Origin of the sequence: Finegoldia sp. BIOML-A2, from assembly GCF_009678315.1 — a bacterium.
Taxonomy (GTDB): Bacteria; Bacillota; Clostridia; order Tissierellales; family Peptoniphilaceae; genus Finegoldia; species Finegoldia magna.
In genome coordinates this window covers 60,819-83,949 of the sequence record NZ_WKZE01000002.1, presented here as the reverse complement: position 1 = coordinate 83,949, position 23,131 = coordinate 60,819, and the positions used below count along the sequence as shown (strand labels likewise).

The 23,131-nt window shown below is 29.4% G+C and carries 18 protein-coding genes and 2 other annotated features; of the genes, 1 reads left to right on the top strand and 17 read right to left on the bottom strand.

Features of this window, described 5'->3' with window-relative positions; all coding sequences use genetic code 11:
- Positions 1-38 precede the first annotated feature (38 nt).
- From rpmF to murJ, 9 genes are all read right to left on the bottom strand, one after another.
- Entirely contained in the window at positions 39-227 is a 189-nt protein-coding gene (gene rpmF / locus GKF99_RS02420; RefSeq protein WP_002836538.1) for a 50S ribosomal protein L32, read from the bottom strand.
- Positions 228-321: 94 nt separating this feature from the next.
- Positions 322-1,503: an acetate kinase gene (locus tag GKF99_RS02415; protein WP_154272598.1), complete on the bottom strand. Its 1,182-nt coding sequence runs from the start codon at positions 1,501-1,503 to the stop codon at positions 322-324.
- 9 nt (positions 1,504-1,512) lie between these two features.
- Positions 1,513-2,109 carry a glycerol-3-phosphate 1-O-acyltransferase PlsY gene (gene plsY, locus GKF99_RS02410; RefSeq protein WP_156849978.1) on the bottom strand — a complete coding sequence of 199 codons (597 nt, stop codon included), beginning with the start codon at positions 2,107-2,109 and terminating at the stop codon, positions 1,513-1,515.
- Positions 2,109-3,425, bottom strand: a complete 1,317-nt coding sequence (gene der / locus GKF99_RS02405) for a ribosome biogenesis GTPase Der (protein WP_094205757.1) — start codon at positions 3,423-3,425, stop codon at positions 2,109-2,111. The genes plsY and der overlap by 1 nt, the downstream gene beginning before the upstream one ends.
- A 109-nt stretch (positions 3,426-3,534) precedes the next feature.
- The gene (glyA, locus tag GKF99_RS02400) at positions 3,535-4,773 is read right to left on the bottom strand and encodes a serine hydroxymethyltransferase (RefSeq protein WP_094207209.1); all 1,239 of its coding nucleotides are present in this window, start codon (positions 4,771-4,773) and stop codon (positions 3,535-3,537) included.
- Complete coding sequence (locus tag GKF99_RS02395) at positions 4,766-5,194, bottom strand: SoxR reducing system RseC family protein (RefSeq protein WP_002837908.1); 429 nt, start codon at positions 5,192-5,194, stop codon at positions 4,766-4,768. Before GKF99_RS02395 ends, glyA begins: the two co-directional genes overlap by 8 nt.
- 5 nt (positions 5,195-5,199) lie before the next feature.
- Positions 5,200-5,892, bottom strand: a complete 693-nt coding sequence (locus tag GKF99_RS02390) for a tRNA threonylcarbamoyladenosine dehydratase (protein ID WP_002836544.1) — start codon at positions 5,890-5,892, stop codon at positions 5,200-5,202.
- 1 nt (position 5,893) lies between these two features.
- On the bottom strand, positions 5,894-7,660 hold the full coding sequence (gene aspS, locus GKF99_RS02385; RefSeq protein WP_154271089.1) for an aspartate--tRNA ligase: 1,767 nt from the start codon (positions 7,658-7,660) through the stop codon (positions 5,894-5,896).
- Positions 7,661-7,698: 38 nt separating this feature from the next.
- Positions 7,699-7,878: a binding site (T-box leader), on the bottom strand.
- A gap of 40 nt (positions 7,879-7,918) precedes the next feature.
- A complete protein-coding gene (gene murJ, locus GKF99_RS02380; protein ID WP_154271088.1) occupies positions 7,919-9,442 on the bottom strand; it encodes a murein biosynthesis integral membrane protein MurJ in 1,524 nt (507 codons plus the stop codon).
- Between the two features lie 96 nt (positions 9,443-9,538).
- Here murJ and GKF99_RS02375 point away from each other — a divergent pair, with 96 nt between their 5' ends.
- Positions 9,539-10,897 carry a helix-turn-helix domain-containing protein gene (locus GKF99_RS02375; RefSeq protein ID WP_094207212.1) on the top strand — a complete coding sequence of 453 codons (1,359 nt, stop codon included), beginning with the start codon at positions 9,539-9,541 and terminating at the stop codon, positions 10,895-10,897.
- On the opposite strand, the gene GKF99_RS02370 is transcribed toward GKF99_RS02375, so the two are convergent.
- The 8 genes from GKF99_RS02370 to pheS are packed head-to-tail and all read right to left on the bottom strand — an operon-like array spanning position 10,894 to position 22,901.
- Positions 10,894-12,009, bottom strand: a complete 1,116-nt coding sequence (locus GKF99_RS02370) for a hypothetical protein (protein ID WP_094207213.1) — start codon at positions 12,007-12,009, stop codon at positions 10,894-10,896. The two genes, GKF99_RS02375 and GKF99_RS02370, sit on opposite strands and share 4 nt — an antisense overlap.
- Positions 12,010-12,666 (bottom strand): hypothetical protein, encoded by a 657-nt coding sequence (locus GKF99_RS02365; RefSeq protein WP_154254304.1) that lies wholly within the window; start codon positions 12,664-12,666, stop codon positions 12,010-12,012.
- A gap of 8 nt (positions 12,667-12,674) precedes the next feature.
- Positions 12,675-14,369, bottom strand: coding sequence for an arginine--tRNA ligase (gene argS, locus GKF99_RS02360; RefSeq protein WP_154272597.1), 1,695 nt, complete (start codon positions 14,367-14,369; stop codon positions 12,675-12,677).
- A 10-nt stretch (positions 14,370-14,379) separates the two neighbouring features.
- Positions 14,380-16,731: an endonuclease MutS2 gene (locus tag GKF99_RS02355; protein WP_154272596.1), complete on the bottom strand. Its 2,352-nt coding sequence runs from the start codon at positions 16,729-16,731 to the stop codon at positions 14,380-14,382.
- Entirely contained in the window at positions 16,732-18,873 is a 2,142-nt protein-coding gene (locus GKF99_RS02350; protein WP_241673560.1) for a U32 family peptidase, read from the bottom strand.
- Entirely contained in the window at positions 18,857-19,489 is a 633-nt protein-coding gene (gene zapA / locus GKF99_RS02345; protein ID WP_094203736.1) for a cell division protein ZapA, read from the bottom strand. The genes GKF99_RS02350 and zapA overlap by 17 nt, the downstream gene beginning before the upstream one ends.
- Positions 19,490-19,497: 8 nt before the next feature.
- Positions 19,498-21,870: a phenylalanine--tRNA ligase subunit beta gene (gene pheT / locus GKF99_RS02340; protein WP_154272594.1), complete on the bottom strand. Its 2,373-nt coding sequence runs from the start codon at positions 21,868-21,870 to the stop codon at positions 19,498-19,500.
- 8 nt (positions 21,871-21,878) lie between these two features.
- The gene (gene pheS, locus GKF99_RS02335; protein WP_154272593.1) at positions 21,879-22,901 is read right to left on the bottom strand and encodes a phenylalanine--tRNA ligase subunit alpha; all 1,023 of its coding nucleotides are present in this window, start codon (positions 22,899-22,901) and stop codon (positions 21,879-21,881) included.
- A 37-nt stretch (positions 22,902-22,938) separates the two neighbouring features.
- Positions 22,939-23,126 (bottom strand) — a binding site (T-box leader).
- Positions 23,127-23,131 lie beyond the last annotated feature (5 nt).

The following is a 23,131-nucleotide window of genomic DNA, read 5'->3' as shown; positions in this document are numbered from 1 at the left end:
AAAAGCCGCTTAATAATAATTAAACGGCTCTCTTTTCATTAATTTTGTTCTGAATTATCTACAACTTGTTTTCCATCGTAATACCCACATTCTTTACATACTCTGTGAGGTAATTTTGGAGATCCACAATTAGGACATGTAGTTATAGTAACTCTTGGTAATTTATACGAAGAAGCTCTTCTTTTATCTCTTCTAGTTTTAGAAGTTTTTCTCTTTGGTACTGCCATGCTACACCTCCTTAAGGACTTTAGTCCTTAAAATTTATACAAACAACGTAGTTAATTATAATATAATAATGTTAAGTTGTCAATAAAAATATTATTATTTTGCTAAGTCTAAAGTGTCTCTAGCAATCATTAATTCTTCATTAGTTGGAACAACATAAACTTTAACTTTTGAATCATCAGCTGAGATTAAAGCTTCTTCACGAGTGTTGTTCTTTTCAAGGTCTAATTTAACGCCTAATTCTTCAAATGTATTTAAGATATCTTTTCTCATTGATGAAGAGTTTTCTCCGATACCACCAGCGAAGCAAATTGCATCAACATGACCTAATTCAGCCATATATCCACCGATATATCTCTTAACTCTTTCAATAAACATATCCAATGCTAATTGAGCTCTATCATTTCCTTTTTCTGCTTCTTCTTCAAGATCTCTAAAATCTGAACTAATTCCCGAAACTCCTAATACACCAGATTTTTTATTCAAGATTTGGTTCATTTCATCAGCTGAATATCCTTTTTCATTCATTAAGAATGTCATTACAGTAGGATCCAAATCTCCACTTCTAGTTCCCATTAAAAGTCCTTCCAATGGTGTAAGTCCCATTGATGTATCATAGCATTTTCCGTCTTTAACAGCTGCTATAGATGAACCATTACCTAAGTGAACTGTAATAATATTGATGTCTTCTTTATCTAATAATTGTTGAGTTCTTAAAGTAATATATCTGTGACTTGTTCCGTGGAAGCCGAATTTTCTTAATCTGTAATCTTCATAGTATTCATAAGGGATAGCATACATATATGTTTTAGCTGGCATTGTTTGATGGAAAGCAGTGTCGAAAACAGCGATATTTTTCTTTCCTGGAGCTAATTTTTCACATGCTTCAATTCCCATTAAGTTAGCTGGGTTGTGAAGTGGACCAAATTTGATAAATTCTCTAATCTTATCTTTTACTTTTTCGTCAATAATGCAAGATTCTGTTAATTTATCTCCACCGTGTAGTACTCTGTGACCAATAGCAGATACTTCGTCTAAGCTCTTGATAACTCCATATTTTTCGTCTAATAAAGCATCGAAAACGTGGTTAATAGCTTCAGTATGATCTTTCATTGGTTCTTCTACTACTAATTTTTCTCCATTAACTTTATGAGTTAATTTAGAACCTTCAATTCCAATTCTTTCTACTAATCCTTTACATAATACACTTTCATCAGTCATATCAAATAATTGATATTTTAATGAAGAACTACCACAATTGATTACTAATACTTTCATTTTTTCCTCCTAATTTTTACCTAATTTACTTTCTTTTCCATGAATCAATCTATTTATATTGGATCTATGCTTGAATAATGATATTATTCCTAGCAAAATATAAATTAAACCAATGTAAAAGTCTTTTCTAATGTAAATTAATCCATAAATAACAGCTGTAACACATCCTATTATGCTTCCGAGTGAAACATATTTAGTTATAAGTACAACTATTAAAAACAATATTAATAAAAATAAAATTTGTAAAGGTTGGGCAAACAATAAAACACCGAAAGATGTCGCAATTCCCTTACCACCTTTAAAATTATAAATAACCGGTAATATATGTCCTATTACACATAAAAGCCCACATACTAGTATACCTAAACTGCCGAAAAATTTAAAGCCCAAATATGCACACAATAATCCTTTTAAGAAATCAATCAAAAAAGTTGCCAAACCAAACTTTACTCCATAAACTCTTAAAGCATTCGTTGCACCTGCATTTTTGCTTCCATAATTTCTTATATCCTGTTTATAAATCAACTTAGAAAGCACAATAGAACCACTTATATTACCTATGAAATAACATATTATTCCAAGGACAATTAAATATAAATAATTCACTATTTTCCCCTTGTCTTAAATTCAAATTGCAAAGGAACACCTTCAAAGCTAAAGTTTTCCCTTAGCTGATTTTCGATATATCTTTGGTATGAAAAATGCATCAAATCATTTCTATTTATGAACACCAAAAATTTTGGTGGTCTGGCTTCTATCTGAGTAATATAAAAGATTTTCAAACGAACACCTTTATCTGATGGTGGTGGATTTAATAATACTGCTTTTGATATTACATCATTCAAAACACCTGTGCTAATTCTCATAGAATAATTATTATCTACTTTTTCGATTTCAGTAAACAAAGTATCTATTCTTTTGTTTTCTTTTACACTTATGAACACGATAGGAACATACATTACAAATCCCAATTTAGTTCGGATATCTTTTTTGAAATCATTCATAGTGTTTGTTTGTTTTTCAACAAGATCCCATTTATTCACAAGAATAATCATAGCTTTACCTTGATCATGAGCATAACCCAAGATTTTAGTATCTTGTTCGCTAACACCTTCAGTGGCATCTATCATTAGAACGCAAATATCAGACCTATCAATCGCTGATAAAGTCCTAACAACAGAATACCTCTCAACTTCTGTGTCAATCTTTTTTCTTTTTCTTAGACCTGCTGTATCTATAAATATATACTCATTTCCCTTGTAATTAATCTTGGAATCTATGGCATCTCTTGTAGTTCCTGCAATATCAGTAACTATCATTCTTTCTTCGTTTAATAAGTTATTAATCAAAGAACTTTTACCAACATTCGGTTTTCCAATTAGACAAACTTTTGTAATATCCTCATCAGATTCTGTATTTGAATTATCATCAAATTTTGAAACAACAGCTTCTAGTAAATCTCCAAGCCCCATAGAATTTGAAGCACTTATAGGAAATATTTCATAAAATCCTAGATTATAAAAATCATATACATTGTCCTGTTGTTTGATGTGATCAATTTTATTTACAACTAAAATTACGCTTTTTTTCGTTCTTCTAAGCATATCGGCAACTTCCATATCAATTGGAGTGATACCTTGTTTACCGTCAACCATAAACAAAATAACATCTGCAGTTTCAATAGCAAGTTCTGTTTGTTTTTTAATATTTTTAGTAATGATTTCATTACTTTTTGGTTCCAAACCACCTGTATCTACAACTGTAAAATATTTATTTTGCCACTCAGCTTCCATATACAATCTATCTCTTGTAACACCTGGATCATCTTGAGTGATGGCGATTCTTTTCTTAATTAATTTATTGAATAATGTAGATTTTCCTACATTAGCTCTTCCTACAATAGCAACAACTGGTTTTGCCATGTTATCACCTCATTTCTCTATAAATGATACCATAAAATGTGTCAAATATACAATATTTCATCAAAAAATAAAGCTAATACTAAACTTTTGTCTAGTATTAGCTTAAAATTTATCTATTGATTGGGAATTGTTTCATCAATTCTACAACGTCTTTTTTGATTTCTTCAGCAGGTCTACGTTTCTTTAATGCGTCTAACATAAATTCTGCTACTTTTGCAGCTTCTGCTTCTTTTAATCCTCTAGTTGTAATAGCTGGTGTACCAATTCTTATACCACTAGTTACAAATGGTGTTTCTGGATCATTTGGAATAGTGTTCTTGTTTGTTGTAATATTAACTTCGCTCAATAATGCTTCAGCTTCTTTACCTGTCATTTCAAAGCTTCTGCAGTCGATTAATAATAAGTGGTTATCTGTACCACCAGAAACTAATCTTACATCGTTATCTAAAAATACTTTTTCCATTGCTTTTGCATTCTTCAAAATTTGATGAGTGTATTCTTTAAATTCTGGTTGCAAGTCTTCTTTGAAACATACTGCTTTTGCTGCAATAATGTGTTCTAATGGACCACCTTGGAATCCTGGGAATACTGATTTGTCTATTAATTTTTTGTGTTCTTCCTTACAAAGGATAGCTCCACCTCTTGGTCCTCTTAATGTTTTATGTGTTGTTGTAGTTACAAAATCTGCATAAGGAACCGGACTTGGATGATCTCCAGTAGCTACTAATCCAGCAATGTGAGCCATATCTACCATTAAATATGCGCCAACTTCATCTGCAATTTCTCTGAATTTTTTGAAATCTATAACTCTTGGATATGCAGAAGCACCAGCTACGATTAATTTAGGTTTGTGTTTTAAAGCTAATTCACGAACGTTTTCATAATCAATTGTTTCAGTTTCAGGATCTACACCATAATCTACGAAATTATAGAATTTACCTGACATATTTACCGGTGATCCATGAGTTAAGTGTCCACCTTCTGTTAATCTCATACCTAATACTGTATCTCCAGGTTTTAAAACTGCAACATATACAGCAATATTAGCATTTGCTCCACAGTGAGGTTGAACGTTAGCATGATCTGCATTAAATAATTCTTTTAATCTATCTATAGCTAATTGTTCTATTTTATCAACATGTTCACAACCGCCGTAATATCTTTTTCCAGGATATCCTTCAGCATACTTGTTAGTTAACTCAGTACCCATAGTTTCAAGTACTGCTTTTGAAACAAAGTTTTCTGAAGCTATCAACTCGATATGTTCTTCTTGTCTTTTGATTTCATCATTTAGATGTCCAAAAACCTCTGGGTCAAAATTTTCTAAATTTTGTCTACAATTATTCATACAAACCTCCAATTATTTTCGTGATATGAACTAGGTCCTTATCAACAAATTTTTTATCTATAAATTTTACAATTATATAGCCAATTAATAATCCTACAAGTCCTATACCAAAAGATGCTAATTCAAAATTTCCTATTTTATTTTCCAAAATAGAATATGATGATATAAGAGCAATTAGGAAAAATGTTAAAGGCACTAAATACAACAATGCTGTATATTTAAGCATTGAAGAATCATCACCTGAAATTTGCACTCTATCCCCTACCTTAGCACTTATATAGTTTGCACATTCTATAACTTGCGTTTGATGTTCACAACCTGAACATTTGCTGCAACCTTCACCACCACAAGCTCCTTTTCTAGTTATTAGAACAGATGCTTTTGTGGATTCAGTTTTTATAACCATTCCTTCTTTTGCCAAAAAAATTACCTCAATTCTTTAATAACATATGATGCAATCATAAGTCCGACACATGAAGGTACAAAGCTTATACTTGCCGGAGCATTTCTTCCATTTGAAGATAGAACTTCTCCTGACCTTTGTTCATCAGACCAAATGCATGTAAGTTTGTCAACGTTTCTTCTTTTTAGCTCTTTTCTCATTACTTTAGCCATTGGACAAGTGTGGGTCTTTTTAATATCCGTAATTCTAAAAAGAAAAGGATTTAGTTTCGATCCCGCACCCATAGAACTTATCAACTTAATATCGTTTTTATAACAATACTCAGCCAAATCTAGCTTCGCTGATATTAAATCAATAGCGTCTATAACATAATTATAATCTTTAAGATTAAATAAATCAACAGTAGAATTATCAAACTTTTCCCTAAATTTAATAACTTTGCAATTCGGATTAATTCTGTGAATTCTTTTTTCAAATTCATCTACCTTATAATTTCCAACAGTATCTTCCAAAGCTATAATTTGGCGATTGATGTTTGTTATATCGATAGTATCATAATCTACTATTGCTAATGTTCCTACTCCACATCTAGCCAAAGCTTCTATTACAAAACCTCCAACTCCACCGCAGCCAATAACAGCTACTTTGGAGTTGATGATATTTTCTAGGTCATTTTCACCTATTAGAAGTTTTGTTCTTTCAAATCTTTTATCCATACTAATCTAATTTGATGTGAATTTCTTTAAGTTGTTTCTCGTCAACATTTGATGGAGCACCTGTCAATAAATCTGTAGCAGATTGTGTTTTAGGGAATGCTATAACATCTTTGATATTATCAGTTCCAACTAATAACATCATAAGTCTATCCATACCATACGCTAATCCACCGTGTGGAGGTGTTCCATAGTTGAAAGCTTCAACGAAGAATCCAAATTTGTTTTCAATCATTTCTTCATTTAATTCTAATGCTTCGAACATTTTCTTTTGTAAATCAGAATTGTTAATTCTTATAGAGCCTCCACCTATTTCATCTCCATTACATACAATATCGTAAGCTTTAGCTCTTACTTTTTCCTTGTCAGTTAACAAATATTGAATGTCTTCTTCTTTTGGCATTGTAAATGGGTGATGCATTGCTACAAATCTGTTTTCTTCTTCGTCGAATTCAAATAATGGGAAATCAACTATCCAAACAAATTCGAATGTATCATTGTCAACCAAATTCATATCTCTTGCAATTTTGTTTCTTAATGCACTTAATCCATTAAATACAACATCATTTTTGTCTGCCAGTATAAATATTAAAGCATTTTCGTCTTCTTTTGTAGATTCAATTATCGAATTCATTTCTTCATCAGATAAGAATTTTTTAATTGAAGATTGAATTTCTCCATCGTGAACTCTTATCCAACTTAAACCTTTAGCACCGTATTCTTTTACAAATTTTTCTAATTTGTCAATTTTTTTACGTGAGTATTCACTTTCATAATCCCCAATATTGATACATCTAACACTCTTGTTTTTATCATTACAACTTGAGAATACTTTGAATTCTGAATCTTTTACTAATTCAGTGATATTTTTCAATTCAAATCCAAATCTCAAATCTGGCTTGTCGCATCCATATCTTTCCATAGCTTCTGCGTAAGTCATTCTCTTAATAGGAGTTGGAATATCAATTCCTCTAATTTCTTTAAAAAGTTTTTTAATCAAGCCTTCATTCAATGTCATTACATCTTCTTGATCAACAAAACTCATTTCCATATCCACTTGAGTGAATTCCGGTTGTCTATTTGCCCTCAAATCTTCATCTCTGAAACATTTAACGATTTGGTAGTATCTGTCCATTCCACTAATCATAAGAAGTTGCTTCATTAACTGTGGTGATTGTGGCAATGCGTAGAAACTGTGTTCATTTACTCTACTTGCAACCAAATAATCTCTAGCTCCTTCTGGAGTTGGCTTTCCTAAAAATGGAGTTTCAATTTCATAAAATCCATTTTCATCTAAATAATCACGAATTAATTTATTAGCTTTGGCTCTTAATTTTAAATTATTTTGTAATTTAGGTTTTCTTAAATCCAAATATCTGTACTTTAACCTAACAGCTTCTTGAGCATTATCATCATCTTTAATGTAAATTGGAGGAACATTAGCTGTATCCAAAACAATTAGTTCATTAGCTATAACTTCAATTTCTCCAGTAGGAATGTTATTGTTTTTTGATTCTCTTTCTCTAACATCACCTTTTACACATAAAACATATTCGCTTTTAACATCTTTTGCTTTATCGTAAATCTCTTTGTTATCATCCTTTATAGCTATTTGAGTTATTCCTGTGTTATCTCTCAAATCTATAAAGATAAGAGATCCTAAATTTCTCTCTTTTTGAACCCAGCCCATAAGAATGACTTCTTTATTTACATCACTTAATCTCAACTCCCCACACATGTGAGTACGTCTAAGATTTCCCATACTATTCATAAAAAACCTCCTAAAATATAAAAAAACCCGTCCTTATGATAAGGGACGAGTTAAATCGCGGTACCACCCTAATTAGGTAAACCTCACTTTAATTTATAACGCTATTAAGCGGAAAATTCGACTCAAAAATGTCTGCAATTACTATGAATAATAAGTCACACCAACCCTTATCTCTCTGAAAATCAATCATAATGCGCTCTTTTTATCTTTGTCTTTATAACAAAATTATATTCAAAAAACTTTCAATTGTCAAACCATCTATTTTTTTCTTCTGTTTTTATAAAAAGCGATAATTTCGTTTAGTTCATCGACCTTAAAAATTAAAATACAACTCAAATAACTAATTCCTGCAACAATTATAGACATCATTAGTGATAATGTATTAGAAAATCTCATATTTGTCGTTTTAAATGTAATATAAGCTAAAACTCCCATTATCAACGATGAAATCAACATCTTAAAAATATTTACAAATGATGATTTTGTAGAGCTAAAATCCCCAATTTTTTTGTGTAATCTCATTATTATCATTATTGCTCCAATTAGATTTGCAAAACTTGTTGCTACTGCTAATCCTACTAAGCCAAAAATTCTTGATAAAATAATATTTCCTATTATATTTATAGCAACCATAATAACAGAATTAATCGTAGGAGTTTTTGTATCATTCATGGCATAAAATGATTTCGATAAAATATCTCTGATAGCAGTTCCTATGATTCCCAAAGCGTAGAAGAACATACAAACTGATGTCATGTCAACATCATTCATCGTGAACGCTCCCCTAAAGAATAGCATCTTAGTAATAGGATAAGATAATACCAAAAGTCCTATTGTCGCTGGGATTACTAAAATACAAATCATAGACATTGATTTCATTATGCTATCTTTCATTTTATTCAAATCATTTGCGATAAAATTTCTAGACAATTCAGGATACACAATTACAGAAATATTTGCTATAACAATTCCAGTTACAAATTCAATAAGCCTTGATGCATAATTTAGAATTGGAATACCATTAGCTGAAACTGTAGATGCTATCGACTTATCTACCATAACATTAATTTGATTTACCGATACTCCTAAAATTATCGGAATTGATAGTAATACAATCATTTTTACATTTTTATCTGAAAAATCTAAAATCTTATGATATTTAAAATTCTTTCTTTTCGTTATAAATATGTAAGGCAAATATTGAAGTGCATTTCCCAATAACAAACCAATTCCAACTATCATATTATTGTCGTATTTGTTAGATAGTACAAGAGCAAGAATAATGAAAAAATTCATTATAAAACCTTGTAAATTTTGAACTACAAAATGATTATTCGCATTCAAATATCCCTTGAATACACATGACATTATGGACGGTATCATTGACAATAAAGTCAATCGCATGAATTTTATAGTTAATTCTTTTGTATATCCAGTAAATCCTGGAGCGAAAATTTTAATTACAGATGGTGTAAAAATCTCAAGTATTACTATTAATGCTAATATTATAATAACAACTATATTGTTGATATTTGATGTAAAAATATCGCCTTCTTCCTTTCCCTTTTCATGTACTATTTTATTGTATATAGGAATAAAAGATGTTGAAATTCCCGCTGAAAACAAACTAACTATTGTTATTGGCAGTATTTGTGAAACCAAAAATGCGTTAGCAACCGGTCCATTTGTAGGAAAAAAATATGCCAGTGTAGTTTCTCTTACTAATCCTAAGACTTTTGATAGTAGTGTAATTATCATCAGTATAATTGCAGTCTTTTTCATAAGTATCTCCTGTTTATATTTAAAAAATTTGTTGGTTGTGATATTATTTATACTATAGATAATAACACAGGTCTAACGATAATTAAAGGTGATAAGATGAATATAAAGTTATTGGTAAAACAAATGGATGAGTTGGTTAACTCTTCAGACATAAAAATAATAAACGATATCGATAATATTTCGTTAAATTGTATTTCTGATCAGAAAAACACCCTATCCATAATTGAATATGGCAAAAATATTATGTGTCCTAAAAATTCTAATATTCTTTTTTTGAAAGCAGAAGATGAAATTATAGAAAACGAGAACGCAAATATTATTTATTCAAAAGAAGATGATATTTTCAAAGTTTACGAAATTATAAATGGATTTTTGCGTAAAAACGCAGAGTTCTATAATAGAATTTACAATACAATTTCAAACCGTGAGGCCGTTAATAATTTGCTTTTAATCATAAAAGATTATTTTGATGTAAATGTATGCCTATTGAACTCAAACAAAAAGTTGTTGCTAAATACATTTGATTTTTCAACTATAAAAAAGATTTATCCGTTGGAAATAAAAAAGAAAAGCTTGAGCAAATTGTACGGATATCTCGCTTTTGAAACTATTGAAGATGAATATGAATTTGAATTCAGAAAAATTTCCAAAATAATTTCAACATATATTTATAACAATGTAAACGGGCTGATAAATTCAAAAGAAGACATATACAGCACTATTAAGAATTTGATTTCTGGAAATATTACAGAAAAAGACGAAGAAAATATCGCAAATATAGGTTGGAAAACAGATGACAATTACGATATTAATGTAATAAAAATTGAAGGTGGTTTATTCAAATACCAAGATATGTTCTCACACGGTAATAGGTTTGTTTTGGATTATCCGATGTATATGTATTCTGTATTACAAGAAGGATACCTTGTGTTATTAACTAATAATAAAATTAAAGATGTTTCATCAGTAAAGACAAACTTAAACTTTTTTACTGAAAAATACGACTTAAAAAGCATTAAATTATCACTAAAAAACAACCTATTCAATTTGAAAAAAGCTTATGATTTATCTAGAAGAATTTTAGAAAACAATATAGAATTAACTGATAACATAAACGATAATTGCTGTAAAATCATCTATGATTTGGTATGCTTGGATTCTGAAATAGAAATTTTAGTTCCAGAATTCATCTATAAACTAAAATATGACGATATAAATAATGGCACAGACCTTCTCAGAACATTATACTTTTATCTTGTAGAAGAACGTTCATTAATAAAGGCCTCTCAAAGACTGAATGTTCACAGAAACTCAATCGTTTATAGAATAAACAAAATTAATGAATTGGTAGATATTAATTTGGATTGTTACAAAGCAAGAAAAAACATAATAAGCGCTTTGGAAATCATCGACCGATTGGACAATACGCTAAAAATAACAGAAGAAGACATTTAATTGTCTTCTTCTATTTTTTGCAATAATTGCATTGCCATATTAAAAATATCTTCGTGTACATCATCATAAGAAACCAAAGTTGACAATGTGTCTTTTGCTTTTGCAACTCTATTTGAGTTTAGTTCAATAACTGCTTTATTGTACAATAAAATCTCGTTGTCTTTATGAATTTTAAGCCCACGATTTAAAACCTGAATTGATTTTTCAAAATCATAATCGTTGAAATAAGCCACAGACATATCATTATATAAATCAACGTGATCAAATCCCATATTCTCTGCTTTTTCAAAATATTCGATAGCTGTATTCAAATCATTCAAATTCAAGTAACACTTGCCCATTAGATAAACAATTCTGGAAGTTTTTTCAAGTTCTCTGAAAATTTCAAGTGCCTTTTGTGGTTTTGAATTGATTAAAGTAGTCGCAAAATCCAAATCTCTTAAAGGCTTTATATCCTCCATTAAACGTTCAACTTCATTTATCACAATTAATACTCTTTTTTCATCGTAATCATTAGGAGAAATTGCCATCTTGTGTGTATTTTTTAAGTAATCATAAGCTTTTATATAATTATGATTTAGTAATTCTAAGTTTGCAAGTTCTACATAACTTAAGAAGAAATCAGGAAAATTTGCAACATTTTCATTTAGAACTCTGAATGCTTCTTCGATAAAAATACTAGAATTAAATTCATCTTCAAGAGCCATTAATCTCAAACAATACGCGTAGTAATATGCATTATCTGCAATATCCGATTTTAATATATCATTTGTTCTAAAATAAATAACAGCTTCTTTTGGGTTTGAAATCTTTTCAACTCCCATAGATATTATTGATTTTTCAATATCAGGAAAAATATTGTACATAATATCTGTGTAGTTTACACAGTATTTGAATGATCTATCGTAAGCTATGTTATAAATCATGCCTTTAATTATTAATTCCAAATCAAAATTTTTGACGAAATCATTGTTCTTGACTCCATCTAACAAATCTTTTTCTAAAACAGGTAGTGGAATATCTTTATCAATGTAATCATTTGATTCTAATAAATTCACATAAACCAATTGATTCATAAATTTACTGAAATATTCGTCAATCTTATTAATCATTTATTTCTCCCCCGTTTCTAAAATCCTGTACAAATTAGCCCTATACAACATGAACAACGAAATGAACATCAAAAGCAATCCAAATTTCAAAATCGACACAACTTCATTTGACATTATAAAGTCTTCAAATGTGTAATTTTTCATAATCAGATTAAATAAAATTGCAAAAATTACAACATTAGGTATGTTCCATGTTAAAAAATTTTTAAAATTAAATTTTAATGATGTCCAAATCGATTTATAAAATTCTTCGTCAATCATGTAAAGTGTCTCCACTAACGGATTAAATATTAATAAAAGAACAATTACTGCTCCTTCGTATTTTTTTAAGAAAAAATACAACAATAATAAAATTCCTCCATTAAAAGCGACCTTTAACATTAATTTGGGAATAGTAATCGGTTCTATTTGATAGTTATCTCTTGTATGAACCGAAATACTAAGCATATTTAAAAGGATACTCAACAGAAATGTAACCAAAACCGCTATTATAACGTTAGATATTTCTTTAGATACAGATAATCTAAACAAAATATTATTAGACATATTTAACGATAATTTCATTACAATCATTGATGCAAAAATCAACGGAAAATATTTAATTGTATGTGCGGTTCTTGTAAAAGAATTTTTGATTATTTCTATAAATGAGTCCATTATTCTCCCTACATTCTAACTGGTGCTTCAATGCCTAACAAGCTCAAAGATAATTTCAAGCATTTGTTAACAGAATAAGTTAAATACAATCTTTGATATTTTAGTTCATCTTCTACAGTGTTGATTGGACAATTTGCATAAAATTTATTGAATAGTTTTGCTAATTCTACTGTATAACGTGTTAAGAAAGAAGGTTCGTATTTTTCAGTAGCATTTAATAAAACTTCTTCAAATTTTGATAAGTGTTTTACAATGTCGATTTCTGTATCGTCAACTAATAAATCAAATTTTCTATTGTCTTTTAATTCAAATTCTCCCTTGTCTAATATAGAACAGCTTCTTGCAAATGTATATTGTGTATATGGTCCAGTTTCTCCATCAAAATTCAAAACTTGATCCCAATCAAACGTATAATCTTTTATTCTATTATTGAATAAATCTTGGAATATTACAGCTCCAACACCAACTTGTTTTGCCACTTCTTCTTTATTTTCAAGATTAGGATTTCTTTCTTCTATGATTGATTTTGTTTTATCAATAGCTCTATTTAAAACATCTTCTAGGAAAATAACTTTACCTTCTCTTGTTTTCATAGATCCATCTTTCATGCTAACCATACCAAAAGAAACATGTTCGCAATCATTCCACCAATCAAATCCCATTTTTTTCAAAACGGCTCTTAATTGTTCAAAATGAAGTTTTTGTTGACTAGCAACAACGTATACATTTTTATAAAAATTGTAAGTTTTTTTACGATACATTGCAGTAGCAATATCTCTTGTTAAGTATGTTGAAGACCCATTTGATTTTTTTATTAAAACAGGTGGCAAGTTTTCATCATCCAAATTGATTATCATTGCACCATCGGATTCTTCTAGCAAATTTTTCTTATCAATTGCTTCTAATGCATCTCCAATAAATTGTGAGTGGAATGATTCACCATTAAAATTGTCAAACTCAACTCCTAGTAAATCATAAACTCTTTGAAATTCTTTTAGAGAAATTTCTCTAAACCATGACCATAATTTTACAGCTGTAGGATCTTTTTTTTCTAATTTATCGAACCAATCGCGTGCCTCATCCATGTAAGTTTCATCTTCTTTTGCAATTTTATTGTATTTTACGTAAAGATTTAAAAGTTCTTTTATTGGATCAGCATTTATTTTATCTTCGTCTCCCCATTTTAAATAAGCTGATATCATCATACCAAATTGAGTTCCATAATCACCGATGTAATTAACACCTGTTGTATTAAACCCTTGATATTTCATTATGTTTCTTATGGCATTTCCTATTACAGTGGAGCGTAAATGTCCAATATGAAATGGCTTTGCAATATTTGTAGAAGAAAAGTCGAACACAACATTTTTCCCAACGCCAATATGACTACTTCCAAAATCATCTTTAACAGCTTCTGTTAGAACACTTTCTACTAATTTTGAATTATCTACAAAAAAGTTTACGTAAGGACCTACATTTGCAATTTTTTTGATATTTTCATTGCTGAATTCTTTTTTAGCTAATTCTTCTGCGATTAAATTAGGTGCTTTTCTAAAAGTTTTTGCTAATTTAAACACTGGAAACGCATAATCTCCCATATCACTGTTTGGTGGAATTTCGATTAAATCTGATATTTCTTCTTCAGTTAGACCAGTGTCAAATCCTAGTATAATTTGTTTTACTTCTTCTTTAAAATTTATCATTTTAATCCCCTTATTTTAAATAAATGAAAGTAGCTCCAAGACCGCCTTCATTGTAACCTGCATCTTCAATCTTTTTGATTCTTTTATCACTTCTTAGGTATTCTCTGATACCTTTTCTGAGCATACCAGTTCCTTTGCCGTGAATTATATTCACTTTTTTCAAACCAACAATTACACAGTCATCAATGTATTTGTCAAGTTCGTAAATTGCTTCTTCAATATTCTTTCCACGCAAATCTATTTCGCTTTTTATATCAGAATTAGCTTTATTTTTTATAATACTTTTAATGCTCTTTGATGATTGAATCACTTCTTGTTCTTTAATTTTCTTCAAGTTCTTAACATTGGCTTTTATCTTTAAGATACCCACTTGAACCAATAAATCACCTTTTTTATCAGGTTCTGTAACAATAGTACCTTGTTGGTCAATTCCTAAGATTTCGACTTCATCTCCTAATTGTAGATTTTGTTTTTTAGACGTTTCATTCAAAAGTTTCTTATTGTAACTCTTTTTAATTCTTTTGTTAAATTTACTTTCAACATCATTAGCTACTGTTCTAGCATCAGATTCTTTCTCTAAGAATTTTAATTTATTGATAAGCTCACGTGATTCTTCCTTAGCTTGCATATAAATTTCGTTTGCATTTTCTTTTGCTTCGTTAATAATTCTTTCTTTTTCTAATTTTGTCTTTTCAAGTTCTTTTTCATATCTATCACGAAGCTTCAATAAATCTTCTTTAAGCTCTAATTGTCTTTTTTTGTCTTCGTCAATTTGTTTCTTTTCAGATTCAATGTCAGATAAAACATCTTCAAAATCTTTGTCTTCTTGAGATAAAATTTCCTTTGCATTATTAATTATATCATCATCAAGACCAAGTCTTCTAGAAATTTCAAAAGCATTTGATTTACCAGGAATCCCAATTCTCAATTTATAAGTTGGTGATAAAGTATTTACATCAAATTCTACTGAACCATTTTTTACGTATTTTTCTGTCAATGCAAATATTTTAAGTTGAGAATAGTGAGTTGTAGCAATTGTTCTTATAGATTTGTCTAAGAAAATTCTCAAAATTGCAATTGCTAGTGCTGCTCCTTCTGTTGGATCGGTTCCTGCACCAAGTTCGTCGAATAACACAAGAGAATTAAATGTAATATTATTTACAATGTGTACAATATTTTTCATATGAGCTGAAAAAGTAGACAAAGATTGTTCTATACTTTGTTCATCACCAATATCTGTGAAGATATTGTCGAAAATTGCTACTTCCGAATTTTCATCTACAGGAATTAAAATTCCAGATTGTGCCATTAAAGTTATCAGACCTACTGTTTTAAGTGTTACAGTTTTACCACCAGTATTAGGTCCAGTTATAACCAATGTATTGTAATCATCACCAAGATAAATACTTATAGGCACAACTTTTTTCTTGTCCAATAAAGGATGTCTTGCATTTTTGAAGTTAAAATATCCATTAGTGTTTAGTTTGGGATTTGTCGCATCAATTTCTATAGCATATTTTGCTTTAGCGAATATGAAATCTAATCTTGATAAAACATCCTGATCCACAAAAATCGAATCCTTGGCATCATAAACTCTATCAGAAATTTCTTTCAAAATTCTTATTATTTCTTCTCTTTCTTCTGCTTCAAGCATTCTCAATTCGTTATTTAATTCTACAACCTCCATCGGTTCGATGTAGACTGTTTGACCCGAAGATGAATGGTCGTGTACGATTCCTTTAAAAGATGATTTATGTGAAACTTTTACAGGAATTACATATCTATCATCTCTCATAGTTACGATGTTTTCTTGTAATGCTTGATCATTAGAAGATAAAATACTATTTATTTTATCTCTAATATTTTCTGTCTTTTGCCTTTTAGTTTGTCTAATTCTTGCCAGATTTCTACTGGCATTATCGCTAATTTCATCTTCGGAAATTATTGCATTATTAATAGTTGCAACTACATCAGGTTCTTCCATCAAAGAATCCATCATTGCCATAATCATAGGGTAATTTTCGTGATTTTCGTCAGATTCCCCAGCGTATCTTTTTATATCGTGAACGCTACTTAAGATTTGGCCGATTTTCAACAAAACTTCTGGAACTATGTATCCACCCTTTGATACATGCATTATACTTGCTTTAACATTTATAATCTCATATATAGGAGGATTAGAAAATTTGTAAATCATACTCATAGCTTCATAAGTTTCATCCAAGCTTTGTCTGATTTCATCCTCATCAATCATAGGTTCCAATTTATTGGCTATACTTTTCCCCAATTTAGATTTGCAAAATTTTTCAATTTTATTTTTTATTTCGTTGTATTCAAGTGTGTTTAATGTCTTTTTATCCATTTATAAAATTCCTTTTTTAAAATGAAATTCATTAGATTTTCCAGTTGCATATTTGTTCTTTCTAATTGAATATAAGTTAAAATCTATATCATTCTCATCTATCTTAATTCTATCACAAGAATAAATTAAAGAGTAATCGTCCATTCTTACAACCTTATATTTAGAAAAATCTCCTTCAATATAACAATCATTAAACTTACAGAACTCACAATTTTTCCCATTACATTTTATTATGCTCGAAAAAGGACAATAAACAGTAACCATATTAACTAAGTTTTCTTCAACAACAAATTCATAATTGTAATTTGAATTTTTTACAATTTCTTTAATTTCAGATTTGTTTAATTCAACTGATAAAGTTATTACATCTACTCCCAAGTCATTTAAAACTTTTGCTGATAAAGTATTAAATACATTCATCTGATAGTCACTAACAACAAAATCAGCTTTAATATCCCTAGCTATAATGATATCTCCAATATTATTGATTAAAAGTTTGGATACATTATTTTCTCTGCACCTTTTTATAAACTTATCCGTTTTTTCTTGATTCAAAAATCTTGGAACTCTCACGATGTGTTCTGATGAAATTTTATCGCTGTAACCATCCACTTCATCTACATAAACTGTTTTATAACTTGAAGTATTAATTCTATCTTTTTCTATTAGATTATCTAAATTTTTCAGATCAACATTTTTTTGTTTTCTATGATTAAAATCAGCTTTTTCTTCCAAATAAAATTCTATGAAATCTCTCCTTATCTGATTTATCTGACTTTTCGATAAAAATAATCCATCATCTAGTATAATTTCCAGTTCAGAAATATTTACTGGATAGTTTCCTGTTTTTAGTACTTGATTACGTATAAAATCGTCATCTATCGGCTTATTTTTTGCGTCATCGCAAATTATATTAGTGTTATATATTAGATCATTTACAAATATTTGAATAGGTTGAAATTTTTTACAAATAAACTTGACTTGTAAATCAAATTTCAAATTTTTTTCTTCATTTGATTCATCAACTATTTTAATGTGACTAACTCTTTTTACATCAGAATTTTCAAGAGCATCACCTATGTTTTTAAACGAAGCTATGCTATTTTTCGTATAATTTTCAGTTAATGTCAACGGAAAAGTATTTTTTCCATTAGAAAGTATTAGAATATCTTTCTTTAATACATCTTTTGTAAATTTTATTTTCCCTTTCCCTAATACTTTTCCTACTATGTTGCCTTTAACTTGATTTTTCCTACCAAGTTCAACGTAATTGTATCCATTTGTATTATTGATTAATCCTTTTGTAAATCCACGATTTTTAACTTCGTCTAAATAATAATCGTATTTACCATTGTCTAATTTTTCTCTGTAAGATTTTACAATAGAGTACACGTATTCCTTTGATTTCATTCTTCCTTCGATTTTCAAACTATCACAATATTTTGCGATTTCGTCAACATTATCAATAGTACACAAATCTTTTGGACTGAGATAAGACAGCTTTGAATTAATAGTTTCGTTGGCTAAAATAATCTTGTAATCCTTCCTACAAGGTTGAGCACATCTTCCTCTATTTGCACTTCTATCACCATTTAATGAACTCATCAAGCATTGCCCTGATTGGCACACACATAATGATCCATGAATGAAAACTTCAATTTCAATGTCACAGTTATTCCTAATATTTTTTAATTCTTCTAAATCAGTTTCCCTAGCCAATACAATTCTTTTGAAACCAAGTTCTTTGGCAATTAATGCCCCATTCAAATTATTAATGTTCATCTGAGTAGATGCATGTAAATCCATATCAGGAAATAACTTGTTTACAAGATATGCCAGACCAATATCTTGCACAATTAGTGCATCAATATCGATGTTATATAATCTATTTACATAATCAATTGCCTTGTGAATTTCTGATTGTTTTATAAGAGTGTTTAATGTTACATAAACTTTTACGTTTCTTAAATGGCAGTATTTTACAACTTCCTTAACATCTTCTACAGTAAAATTTTCAGCATAAGCCCTTGCGGAAAAATCTTTTGTTCCAAGATAAACGGCATCAGTTCCCGCACGGACACTTGCTTTTACCATTTCCCAATTTCCGCAAGGAGCTAATATTTCACTAATCAATGATTTCATCCCTTTGATAATCCATTAAAATATTTTCTAGCTTATTTTTTTCAAAAGCTAATTTATTATATTCGTCTTTTAAATCTTTGTATTTTTGAGATATATCATCATTTTCTGTTTCGTAAAATTCAATTTGCTTTTTCAAATCTTCCGTAGTTTTATTTTCTTTTTTGAGTTTTGTATTTAAATCTGATGCGTTTTGTTCATATTGCGCTTTGATTTCGTTAGCGTATTTTTCAGCTTTTTTCTTTATATCTTCTTTTTCCTTTTCAGAATTTTCTTTAATTTCATTGTATTGTTTAGTCATTTGCTTTAAGTTTGTTTCTTTAATAACCAAATTTTGATATAATTTTTCGCAATCAGATTTTAAGTTAGAATAATCCTTTATAATTGGATCATTCTCTTTTTTGTATTCATTTAATTCAGTTGTTAAATTATCGTGAGTTTCTGCCAAATTCATAAGAGCTAAGATAGTTGCATTCAAAGTCGTTAATTTTGAATTTCTGTTTTTACAATCTGCAATATCCTTGTTAATTTTCTCAACTATCTTATCTGTTTCTTCTTTAGATTTTTCAGTAACAATATTGTAAGTTGAACCTTGAATTACAACTTGTAATTTGTTCATATACATTCCTACTTTCTCAATGTTGCGTTGAATTTTTGTTCTAATGAATTTAATATTTCTTCTTGTATTTTTTCAATAGTTTTGTCTTTTAATGTTTCATCTTTTGATTGATATATAATTCTGTAAGCTAAGCTCTTCTTATCATTATCAACATGTTCACCTTTATATTCATCGAATAAGTAAACATCCTTAATGATACCATTAGAGTGCTTTAGAATTTCTTTTTCAATTTCAATACTTTCCAATTCTCTATCCACCACAAGAGCTATATCTCTTTCAATTGAAGGATATTTACTAATTGGTGAGTAAAGCTTTTTGAAATCCATATGTTTAATTAATTCTGTAAAATGAATTTCTCCAACATAAACCCTATTATCAAAGTCATAATTGTCTCTTACTTCATAACTTATTTCACCAAATGTTGCGCTCAATTCACCATTTACAAATATATCAGCACATCTACCGCTGTGATAAGTTTTATTATCTTTGTTTTTTACGATTTCATAATTATCAATTCCCAATTCGTTAAATAATGCCAAAATCATGGATCTAACATCGTAGAAATCATAATCTCCATACATTCCCAAAGCTAATTTTTTAGTTTCGATTCTTTCGTTTCCGACCAAGTGGAAAGTATTTCCCAATTCATATACGCAAATATCTTTGATTTTATTTTTATAATTCTTAGATAGTATATCCAAAATATTTGGTATAATTGTGGATCTCATCACAGAGAAATCTTCTCCTAGTGGATTGATTAGTTTGATCAATTTATCATCATCCATTTCAACCATTGCTTTAGAATAAGACTTTGGGCTGATGAATGAATAAGACAACACTTCAAAAGTATTCATAGAATACAAAGCTTTTTTCGTATTATCTATGGCAATTCTTTCTTCGCTCTTAACACCTCTCTTTAGTTTTCCGATAAGAGGTTTAGCGCCAATTTTCTCAAATGTGTAAATTCTTCCAACTTCTTCAATTAAATCTTGATAAATTGAAACGTCTTGTCTGTGGAATGGAACTTTAACTTTGATTCTTTCGTCGTCTTCTGACACAATTTTAAATTCCAATAATTGTAATATATTTTTAATTTCTTCATTTGAAATATCTGATCCTAATAAATCATTGCATTTTTTGAAAGATAGCTCTACATCTTCTAATTTTTCTTTACATGTAATCACATCTATAGAATTATTAATCACAGTGGCATTTGTAATATCTTCAATTAATTTACAAACTCTCAATGATGCTAAATCACATAATTGTTGGCTTACACCCTTTTCAAATCTTGTGGAGGCATCAGTTCTTAAAGATAATCTTCTTGATGAAAGTCTAATTATATCGCTATCAAAACTTGCAGCTTCAATAAGCACATTTGTAGTATCTGATGTTATTTCTGAATCAAAACCACCCATAATTCCAGCGATACCTAATGTGTTTTCACCATCACAAATTATTATATCATCTGATAATTCACGTTCAACATCGTCTAATGTTGTAAATTTTTGTGAACCAGATTCTTTTACTATAATTTTCTTATCTGCGATTTTATCCAAATCATATGCGTGAATTGGTTGACCAGTTTCTAACATTACAAAATTTGTAATATCAACAATATTGTTAATAGGTCTAATTCCAGATTGAATAAGTCTATTTTTTAGCCATTGTGGACTATCTCCTATTTTTACATTTTTTACAACTCTAGCCACATAACGAGTACACTTGTTAGTTTGAATATCAACAGAATTTACGTAATCATTGATATCTTCATCAAAGTTTTTGATTTCAATAGAAGGATACTTGATTTTTTTGCCAAAAGATGCAGCATATTCTCTTGCCATTCCTAAAACGGATAAGCAATCCGGTCTGTTTGGTGTGATTTCAAACTCAATTATAGGTTCATTAATTTCAAGTGCTTCAGTAACAGTTTCACCAATTTCGTTTTCAGATAAAACAGCGATTCCATCTTTGGAGTTTTTATCTACAACTGAAGTTTCAAATCCCATTTCTTCAAAACTTGTCAACATTCCAGGGCTCATAATTCCTTTAAGATCAGCTTCTTTTAAAACAATACCTCCCGGAAGAGTTGCCCCTACCTGAGCATAACAAACAAACATATCTTCTTTGATGTTTTTTGCACCTGTTACTACTTCTATTTCTGAATTACCAGTATCTAACGTAACTATCGATAATCTATCTGCATTTGGATGTTTATCAATTTTCTTTATTTGAGCGACAATTAATTTATCGTTTAAATATTTACTTTTATCTATAACCGATTCAACGTGACTTCCTGTTTCTGAAAGTCTATCTGTAATAGTTTTTATCGATTCGTCTACATCGACGTAATCTTTAAGCCAATTAATAGGTAATAACATATTTCCTCCTAGAATTGTTCCAAAAATCTCTTATCGTTATCGTACAACAATCTTATATTGTCGATTTTGTGTTTTACCATTGTAATCCTGTCAACTCCCATACCAAATGCAAATCCAGTATAAACTTCAGGATCTATTCCACAATTTCTTAAAACATTTGGATGAACCATTCCACATCCTAAAAGTTCCATACTCCAACCTGTATCGTTGCAACTTGGGCATCCTTCGCCTTTACAATCGAAGCAAGTGACATCTACTTCCATTGAAGGTTCTGTAAATGGAAAATAATGTGGTCTAAATCTTGTTTCTATTTCTTCTCCAAATAAGTTTTTGATGAAAATATTGATTGTATCCATTAAGTTAGCCATAGTAACGCCTTTGTCCACAACCAATCCTTCGATTTGATGAAACATTGGTGAATGTGTATCATCTACATCATCAAATCTAAAAGTTCTTCCCGCAGAAACCATTCTAATAGGTGGTTCTTGAGCTTTCATCGTTCTAATTTGTACACTTGATGTGTGTGGTCTAAGTACAGTTTTATCATCCAAATAAAAAGTATCAGATAAAGATCTTGAAGGATGATATTTTGGTGAATTTAATAAATCGAATGTATTTTCAACCGTATCAATTTCAGGACCATCTACAATATCAAATCCCATTGTTTGGAACAAATTTTCCAATTGGATTATCGTTTCATTAAGTGGATGTCTGTGAGAAATCTCTCTGACACCTCTATTTGCAGTTACATCTAATTCTTCTTCTTTTAATTTAATCTTTTTTTGCTCTTGTTTTAATTGTTCAAATTTATTGGACAATAATTCTTCAATTTCAGATCTAACTTCATTTGCTAATTGTCCCATAACCGGTCTTTCTTCTTTAGAAAGTTTACCCATATTTCTTAGAACAAGTGTCAAATCACCTTTTTTGCCAAGAACTTTTACTCTAATATCTTCTAAAGATTTTAGATCACTGGCATTATCGATTAAACCAACAGTTTTATCTTTAATTTTCAAAATTTCTTCTTTCATTATTTTCTCCTTAAACAATAAAAAAATCCCTCATCCCCTATGGGACGAAAGATTGTATTTCCGCGGTACCACCCAAATTATGATAACATCACTCGCAAGTTTAACGCACCCTACACGGCTATATTAGCAACTTCAAAGCGAACCAACAAAATTCGATAAATATGTCACACCAACCCATATCTCTCTTTGTATCTAGTTTTGTATTTTCTTCTTCAACATTTTTAATTATT

Excerpts from the sequence above, each read along its gene's own strand:
- GKF99_RS02370 (WP_094207213.1), bottom strand. The coding sequence starts at position 12,009 with ATGATTAATAAGATTGACGAATATTTCAGTAAATTTATGAATCAATTG.
- GKF99_RS02365 (WP_154254304.1), bottom strand. The coding sequence starts at position 12,666 with ATGGACTCATTTATAGAAATAATCAAAAATTCTTTTACAAGAACCGCA.
- GKF99_RS02350 (WP_241673560.1), bottom strand. The coding sequence starts at position 18,873 with ATGAAATCATTGATTAGTGAAATATTAGCTCCTTGCGGAAATTGGGAA.
- murJ (WP_154271088.1), bottom strand. The coding sequence starts at position 9,442 with ATGAAAAAGACTGCAATTATACTGATGATAATTACACTACTATCAAAA.
- der (WP_094205757.1), bottom strand. The coding sequence starts at position 3,425 with ATGGCAAAACCAGTTGTTGCTATTGTAGGAAGAGCTAATGTAGGAAAA.
- GKF99_RS02375 (WP_094207212.1), top strand. The coding sequence starts at position 9,539 with ATGAATATAAAGTTATTGGTAAAACAAATGGATGAGTTGGTTAACTCT.
- GKF99_RS02390 (WP_002836544.1), bottom strand. The coding sequence starts at position 5,892 with ATGGATAAAAGATTTGAAAGAACAAAACTTCTAATAGGTGAAAATGAC.
- rpmF (WP_002836538.1), bottom strand. The coding sequence starts at position 227 with ATGGCAGTACCAAAGAGAAAAACTTCTAAAACTAGAAGAGATAAAAGA.
- aspS (WP_154271089.1), bottom strand. The coding sequence starts at position 7,660 with ATGAATAGTATGGGAAATCTTAGACGTACTCACATGTGTGGGGAGTTG.
- pheS (WP_154272593.1), bottom strand. The coding sequence starts at position 22,901 with ATGAAAGAAGAAATTTTGAAAATTAAAGATAAAACTGTTGGTTTAATC.
- zapA (WP_094203736.1), bottom strand. The coding sequence starts at position 19,489 with ATGAACAAATTACAAGTTGTAATTCAAGGTTCAACTTACAATATTGTT.
- GKF99_RS02355 (WP_154272596.1), bottom strand. The coding sequence starts at position 16,731 with ATGGATAAAAAGACATTAAACACACTTGAATACAACGAAATAAAAAAT.
- GKF99_RS02415 (WP_154272598.1), bottom strand. The coding sequence starts at position 1,503 with ATGAAAGTATTAGTAATCAATTGTGGTAGTTCTTCATTAAAATATCAA.
- argS (WP_154272597.1), bottom strand. The coding sequence starts at position 14,369 with ATGATAAATTTTAAAGAAGAAGTAAAACAAATTATACTAGGATTTGAC.
- pheT (WP_154272594.1), bottom strand. The coding sequence starts at position 21,870 with ATGTTATTACCTATTAATTGGCTTAAAGATTACGTCGATGTAGACGAA.
- glyA (WP_094207209.1), bottom strand. The coding sequence starts at position 4,773 with ATGAATAATTGTAGACAAAATTTAGAAAATTTTGACCCAGAGGTTTTT.